The 8161-nt window shown below is 74.6% G+C and carries 3 protein-coding genes; all 3 read left to right on the forward strand.

The annotated features are described in order from the left end of the window. Positions 1–115: 115 nt before the first annotated feature. Positions 116–2584, forward strand: a complete 2469-nt coding sequence (locus VR45_RS37810) for a discoidin domain-containing protein (RefSeq protein ID WP_078897382.1) — start codon at positions 116–118, stop codon at positions 2582–2584. Positions 2585–2686: 102 nt separating this feature from the next. After that, entirely contained in the window at positions 2687–6898 is a 4212-nt protein-coding gene (locus VR45_RS37815; protein WP_045944480.1) for an NEW3 domain-containing protein, read from the forward strand. Positions 6899–7925: 1027 nt separating this feature from the next. After that, positions 7926–8161, forward strand: a 236-nt coding sequence (locus tag VR45_RS37820; protein ID WP_045944481.1) for a hypothetical protein, incomplete at its 3' end; no start/stop codon positions are given.

Raw genomic sequence — 8161 nt, forward strand, 5'->3', positions numbered from 1 at the left:
CCCCCCCCCCCCTCCCCCCCCCTGCCGTACCCGCACATGCACCCCCGGGCCGCGCCCGCCCCGGGCGAGGCCCGCCCCCACCCTCCTCCGCCTTCCGCGCGAACGGAGCCAGCGCATGTCACGACGACGGATCCCCCGCCTGCTGGGCGCCGCCCTCGGCGCAGCCGTCCTGGGCCTCACCCCCACGGTCGCCCGGGCCGCACCCACCCCCGCCGCCCCGTCCCCGGCGGCGGCCCCCGCCGCGGCGACCGCCGCCACCGGCACCCAGCCCTACGCCTCCTACTGGTACCCGAACACCATCCTCGGCTGGGACCCGGCCACCGACCCGGACGCCCGGTTCAACCGCGCCCGCGTCCCGCTCCAGCCCCGCGCCGCCGACCCGGCGCTCAAGGCCAACCCCAACGCCCGTGCGGGCGAAGGGAGGATCGCCTCGCTGGTGTCCTTCGGACCCACCTCCAACAACCCCTCCCAGGGCTCCGCCGACCCCAACTACTACGCCTTCGGCTACTGGCAGTACGTCGACAAACTGGTGTTCTGGGGCGGCTCCGCCGGCGAGGGCCTCATCCTCGCCCCCAACCCGACCGTGATCGACGCCGCCCACCGCAACGGCGTCAAGGTCTACGGCACGGTGTTCTTCCCGCCCGCCGCGTACGGCGGCCAACTCCAGTGGGTGCGCGACTTCGTGCAGAAGTCCGGCAGCCGCTACCCCGTCGCCGACAAGCTCGTCCAGGCCGCCCAGTACTACGGCTTCGACGGCTGGTTCATCAACCAGGAGACCGGCGGCGGCGATTCGGCACTCGCCGGCCAGGTCCGCGACCTGATGCAGTACACCAAGGCGCAGAACGCCACCGAGTTCATGTGGTACGACGCCATGACCGAGTCCGGAGCGGTCAGTTGGCAGAACGCCCTGACCAGCGCCAACGACACCTTCCTCCAGGACGGTGCGAAGCGCACCTCCGACTCGATGTTCCTCAACTTCAACTGGTCCTCCGGCGGCCTGGACTCCTCCCGCACCCTGGCCCGCGGCCTCGGCCGGAGCGAGTACGAGCTCTACTCCGGCATCGACACCGAGGCCAACGGCTACAACACCGGCGTCGACTGGAACTCGCTCTTCCCCGCCGGCAAGCCGCACACCACCTCGCTCGGCCTCTACCGCCCCGAGTGGACCTGGAAGTCGGCGACCGACCGGGCCGACTACCTCGCCAAGGACGCCCGGTACTGGGTCGGCGCCAACAACGACCCCTCCAACACCTCCACCTCCTCCTCCTGGAAGGGCCTGGCGAGCTACGTCGCCGAGTCCACCCCGGTCACCGCCAAGCCCTTCGTCACCAACTTCTCCTCCGGCGAGGGCGACTTCTACAACGCGGCCGGCACCCGGGTCGCCACCGGCGGCTGGAACAACCTCTCGCTCCAGGACGTCCCGCCCACCTACCACTGGCTGGTGGAGTCCACCGGCAGCAAGGTGACCCCGTCCGTCGACTTCGCCGACGCCTACGAGGGCGGCTCCTCGCTGCGCCTCACCGGCACACCGAGCGCCGTCAACACCGTGCGGCTGTACCAGAGCAGGCTGCCGGTCGCGGCCGACACCAAGCTGTCGGTGGTGCTGAAGACCCCCGCCGCCGGCGCCACCCGCCTCGCCGCCGCGGTCTCCTTCACCGACGCACCGACCACCTTCACCACCCTCGACCTGGGCGCCACCACCGGCACCGGCTGGGAGCGCAGGACCCTCGACCTGTCCGCCTACGCCGGCCGCACCATCGCCCAGATCGGCCTGCGGACCACCGGCACCGGCTCCGCCTACGATCTGCGGATCGGCCAACTCGCCGTGTACGACGGTGCGGTGGACGCCCCGGCGGCACCGTCCGGACTTACTCTGCTCGGTGCGGCCGACGTGGTGGCCGGGAGCAGTCAGTCGCTGCGGCTCGCCTGGACGCCGTCCGCCGGCGGGAACGTGCACCACTACGAGCTGTACCGGCGCAACGCCGACGGCACCCGGGGCTATCTGGGCGCCACCCCGTCCGACGCGTTCTTCGTCAACCGGCTCGACCGCGCCGGGACGGAGGCGAGCACCACCGTCGAGGTCGAGGCCGTCTCCACCGAGTACGGCCGCTCCACCGTCGCCACCACCGCCGTCCCCTGGACCGGCACCCCGCCCACCGGCACCAACCTGGCGCTGGGCCGCCCGGCCACCGCCTCCGGCCAGTGCAACACCGACGAGGGCCCGGCCAAGGCCGTCAACGGCACCGTCAACGGCGGCAACGGCGACAAGTGGTGCACCCTCACCAGCGGCAAGTGGCTGGAGGTGGACCTCGGTTCGGCGAAGCCGCTGACGAAGTTCGTGGTCAAGCACGCCCAGGCGGGCGGGGAGAGCGCCTCGTACAACACCCGGGACTTCTCGGTCCAGGTCCGCTCGGCCGCCACCGACCCGTGGACCACCGTCGCCACCGTCACCGGCAACACCGCCGGCACCACCACCCACCCCGTGACCACCACGGCCCGGTACGTCCGGCTGGTGGTGACCAAACCGACCCAGGGCACCGATCCGGCCGCCCGGATCTACGAGTTCGAGGCCTGGGGCGCCTGACACCTCCTGGGGCGCCTGACACTCCCTGGGGTGCCTGACGCCCCAGGGAGCGGGTGACACCCCGCCGTTCCCGGACCGCCCCTTCCCGAAAGGACCCTCCCCGTGCCGGTCACCCTCACCGCCGTCGAGAGCACGGACCTGTTCACCGGCCCCGAGCACGCCCCGCGGCAGCTGCTTCGGGTCACCCTCGACGGCCCGCCCGCCACCCGGATCACCGTCACCGGCCCGGGCGTGCGCGGCGAGGCGGCCGGCACGGGGCAGGTCGAAGTCCCCCTGGAGATCACCGGCGCCGCCCCGGGCGCCCGGCTGCCGGTCACCGTCGAGGCCGGCGGCGCCCGCGCCGGGGGCGTGGTCGAGGTCGCCGAACCCGGCTGGACGATGTTCCTCGTCTCCCACTTCCACTACGACCCGGTGTGGTGGAACACCCAGGCCGCCTACACCTCGCCCTGGGAACTGCTCTCCGCCGACGCCACCACCCGGCCGCTGTGGGAGCGCAACGGCTTCGCGCTCGTCGACGCCCACCTCGATCTCGCGCTGCGCGACCCGGTGTACAAGTTCGTGCTCGCCGAAGTCGACTACCTGAAGCCCTACTTCGACCAGCACCCGGAGCGCCGCGACACCTTGCGGCTGCTGCTCGACCGGGGCCAGGTGGAACTCGTCGGCGGCACCTACAACGAGCCCAACACCAATCTCACCGGCGCCGAGACCACCATCCGCAACATCGCCTACGGCATCGGCTACCAGCGCGACATCCTCGGCGGCGACCCGCGGACCGCCTGGCAGCTCGACGTGTTCGGGCACGACCCGCAGTTCCCCGGCCACCTCGCCGCCGCCGGACTCACCGGCAGCGCCTGGGCGCGCGGTCCGTTCCACCAGTGGGGCCCGATCCAGAAGAACTTCCGGGAGGCCAAGGACGACGCCCGGGTGATGCAGTTCCCCAGCGAGTTCGAATGGATCGCCCCGAGCGGCGACGGCGTGCTCACCCACTACATGCCGCACCACTACTCGGCCGGCTGGTGGATGGACTCCTCGGCCGACCTCGCCACCGCCGAACGGGCCGTGTACGAGCTCTACCGCAAGCTCAAGCCGGTCGGCGCGACCAGGAACCTGCTGCTGCCGGTCGGCACCGACTACACCCCGCCCAACAAATGGGTCACCGCGATCCACCGCTCCTGGGCCGCCAAGTACCTGTGGCCGAGGTTCGTCTGCGCCACCCCCCGCGACTTCCTGGACGCGGTGCGCGCCGAACTCGACGCGACCGGCCGCCGCCCCGGCCCGCAGAGCCGCGACATGAACCCCGTCTACACCGGCAAGGACGTCTCCTACATCGACACCAAGCAGGCCCAGCGGGCGGCGGAGACCGCGGCCGTCGACGCCGAGAAGCTCGCGGTGCTCGCCGAGGCGCAGGGCCTGGGCCGCTACCCGGCGGCCGCGCTCGACAAGGCGTGGCGCCACCTCGCCTACGGCGCCCACCACGACGCGATCACCGGCTCCGAGTCCGACCAGGTGTACCTGGACCTGCTCGGCGGCTGGCGGGAGGCGTACGACCTGGCGGCCGACGTCCGGGACCGGGCGCTGGACGCGTTGACCGCGCGGATCGCCACCCCGGCCGGGGAGGGCGGCTGCGTCGTCGTCACCAACACGCTCTCCTTCGACCGCACCGACCTGGTGGCCGTCCCGCTGCCCCCGGAGGCAACGGCCGGCGGGGTGCGGGTGCTGGACGACACGGGCGCACCGGTGCCCTGCGCCCTCGACCGGGGCACCCTGCGCTTCCTGGCCGAGCACGTGCCGGCGCTCGGCTGGCGGACCTGGCGGCTGGTGCCCGGAGCTCCGGCCGCCACGCCCTGGCGCCCGGCCGAGGGCCTCACCGTCGCCAACGCCCGCTACCGGGTCACCGCCGACCCGGCCCGCGGCGGCGGTCTGAGCTCCGTCCACGACCTGCGGCACGGGCGGGAGCTGATCACGGCCGGGCGGCTCGGCAACGAACTGCGGGTGTACGAGGAGTACCCCCAGCACCCCGACTTCGGCGAGGGCCCCTGGCACCTGCTCCCCAAGGGCCCGGTGACCGGCTCCTGCTCCGGTCCGGCCGAGGTCCGCCGCGAGACCGGCCCGCTCGGCGAACGCCTGGTGGTCACCGGGACGGTGGACGGCCTGCGGTTCGAGCAGACGGTCACCCTCTGGCGCGGCCTCGACCGGGTCGACTGCCGGACCAGGGTGCTCGACCACCGCGGCGCCGACCGGCTGCTGCGGCTGCGCTTCCCCGTCGACCTGCCGGGGGCGCTGCCGGTCAGCGAGGTGGCCGGCGCCGTCGTCGGCCGGGGCTTCGCGATGCCGGACGTCGACTCGGCCGAGGCGCCGTGGACCCTCGACAACCCCGCCAACACCTGGTTCGGCCTCGGCTCCACCGCACGGGTCCTGCTCACCGACCCGGTCACCGGTGCGCCGCTGGGCGAACGGGCCTTCGGCGTCGCCGAGGTGGTCGTCCCCGAGCTGGACGCCGCCGCCGACGCCCGTGACCTGGTCGTCGCGCTCGCCCGGGTCGGTGTCACCGCCACCACCTCCGGCGCCGACTGGGCCCGGTACGGCTGGCTGGACGTCGACTCCAACCTGCCGGACCTGCGGATCCTCCTCGGCGGCCCCGAGACCAACGACGCCACCCGGGAGTTGCTGGAGCGCGCGGGCGAGGAGTACGCGGCCGTGCTCAAGGCCCACGGCGCGGTCTGGGTACCCGCCGCCGCCCCGCTGACCGAGGTCTGGCGGCCCGGCGCGGACCTGCGCGACCTGCGCGCCCTGCCCGCGCTGGTCGTCACCGACCCGGCCGCGCTCACCGCCGACCTCGCGGACGCCCGGATCACCGCCCGCTGCCCGGCGGCCCCGCCCGCCGCCGAACAACTCACCGACCACACCGTGGCGTTGCTGACCTACGGCCTGCCCGGTTTCGCCGTCGACACCAGCGGAGCGCTCCATCTGTCCCTGCTGCGCTCGTGCACCGGCTGGCCCTCCGGCGTCTGGATCGACCCGCCCCGGCGCACCCTGCCGGACGGTGCGTCCTTCCAGCTCCAGCACTGGACGCACGACTTCCACTACGCCCTGGTCGGTGGTCCCGGCGACTGGCGGGACCAGGAACTCCCCTCCCAGGGACAGGAGTTCAACCACCCGCTGTACGCCCGGGCGGTGCCCGCCGGGCAGTCGGGCCCGCTGCCCGCCACGCTCTCCTGGCTGCGGGTCGAACCCGCCCGCCGGGTGCTGCTCGGCGCCCTCAAACCGGCCGGGAACCCGATCGCCCACGGGTCCGCCGCCACCGCCGGCGCCCACCTGCTCACCGTCCGCCTGGTCGAGTCGACCGGACTGGGCAGCACCGTCGCCCTCGGCGGCGCGCTGGGCCTGGTCGACCTGCGCCACGCCGACCTGCTGGAGCGTCCCACCGGCCCGGTCGACGGCGGACTCACGCTCCCCGGTTCGGCGTTCGCCACCCTGCTGGCCCGCCCCGGGGTGGCCGCCGACCCCGCCGGACCCGTCCTCGGCGCGACCGCCGAGCCCGCCCAGCCCGTGCACGCCCGCTACTGGCTGCACAACCGGGGCCCGGCGCCGCTCGGCTACCTCCCGGTGTCCGTCGGCGCCTCGCCCGGCCTGCTGCGGACGGCCGGGGAGCCCGTCACCCTCTCGGTCGCGCTCTCCTCCCAGCTCCAGGACGCCGCCGTGGAGGGCACCGCCACCGTCCACCCGCCGGAGGGCTGGACGGCCGGCCCCAGCGCCCGCCCCTACCGGCTGGCGCCCGGCGGCCACCTCCGCTTCCCGGTCACCCTCACCCCGCCCGCCGACGCCGCGCCCGGCCTGTACTTCGCCGCCGTCCGGGTGGCCCACGACGGGCAGGAGATCGAGGACGTGGTCACGGTGGCGGTCGGCGAACTGCCGGAGCTCCTCCCCGTCCCCGGCGAGGCCCCCGAGGACTGGACCGCCGCCCAGGGCACCAAGGCCACCGAGGGCCGCGACACCGGCCTCGGCGTCGCCGTGCTCGCCGACACCGTCCGGCTCGCCCCGGGGGAGCGGGGCGCCCTGGCGCTGCGGCTGACCAACCGCACCCGCGGCGAGATCCGCGGCGAGCTGCAACTCGTCTCGCCCTGGGGCACCTGGGAGGCCGTCGGTGCCCCCGTCCGCGGCTTCACCCTCGCCGCGGGCGCCGAAGCGGTCGAGGAGTTCGAACTCGCCGCCCCGGCCGCGACGGACCCCGGCGCGTACTGGGCCCTGGCCAAGGTGATGTGGTTCGGCCGCTGCCAGTACGCCCCCACCGTCGCGGTGGTGGTCGCACCGTGACCACTCCCGCCGAAGCCCCGGTCCTCGGCCTGCTCGACGGCCGGCCGCTGTCCCGCACCGGCCTCGACCGCCGCCTCGCCGCCCTGCGCTCCGGCCCCCGGGCCGCCGCGCTGCCCGCGCCGGGCAGTGGAGAGGACCGGCAACTCGCCCGCTGGGTCGCCCAGGTGCTGCTGACCGAGGCGCTCTGCGAAGCCGTAGCCGCCGAACGCGGCCTCGCCGTCCACCCGGGGGCCGCGCCCGCCCGGCTCGACCAGCAGGCCGCCGTCGAACTCGGCTCCATCACCGCCGCCGCGTACGAGGGCAGCGCGGCGGTGCGGGCGGTCTGCGCCGAGGTCACCGCCGAGGTCGAGCCCTCCGCCGCCGAGGTCGCCCACTACCGCGCCCTCACCGAACGCCCTCCGTCCGCCGCCCCGTGGCGGCTCGCCCTCCCCGACGGCAGTACCTTCGACGCCGCCCCGGACACCCTCCCGCTCGCCCTCGCCGAGGCCCTGCGCGCCGCGACCCCCGGCGCGTGGGTCAGCGCCGCCGGCTGGACCGCCGTCCGCCGCGCCACCGTGCCCGACCCGGACCCCGACCCGGACCCCCACCCGGACCCCGCGCCCGACCCCGCGCCCGACGCTTCGGCCGTCGTGCACGCCGCCGCCCGCCGCGCCGCCTTCGTCCGCTGGCTCGACCACGCTCGCGCCNGCCACCCGCCTCACCCTCGTCCCCGGCCTCGAACACCCCGGCGACCCGGCCCAGCCCGACAACCATCACCGCCACTGAGCAGGCCCGATGCCCGCCCGGGCAGGCCGACTGCACGTTCGGGCGGGGGCGTGTGCAACCTTTCCGCCCGCCCGAGGCATCAATACAGTGTCGGGCGCTGTCCGCCGCCCCGGGCAGCGCCGGTGCGAAAGCTCCGGCGCGGAAATAGAGTTCGTGCACCGATCGCCTTGCCGGGCCCTTTTTCCGCGATTTGTTGCGTTGCTGTGACAATCCTGTGGGAAAACCGGTTCGACCGCCCACGGTCGAGGATTAGCATTCCGACATGGAATCGAACACCCCCCCGATATGGAACTCGCCCGAGGACGAGACGCCGCCGCCGACCCGGAGCTCGCCGCTGCGGCTGGTCCGCCACAGCGCGACCTTCCTGGGCGTCAGTGTGGTGTCCGGCGCGTTGCTGGCGGGCATGGCCCTGCCGGCCGTCGGTGCGCTCGGGCTGTCCGCCAAGAACACGGCGGAGGGGTTCGAGGACATTCCGGACGACTTCAAGACGCCGCCGCT

It is taken from the genome of Streptomyces sp. NRRL S-495 (assembly GCF_000966955.1).
In the GTDB taxonomy this organism is placed as follows: domain Bacteria; phylum Actinomycetota; class Actinomycetes; order Streptomycetales; family Streptomycetaceae; genus Kitasatospora; species Kitasatospora purpeofusca.

Excerpts from the sequence above, each read along its gene's own strand:
- VR45_RS37810 (WP_078897382.1), top strand. The coding sequence starts at position 116 with ATGTCACGACGACGGATCCCCCGCCTGCTGGGCGCCGCCCTCGGCGCA.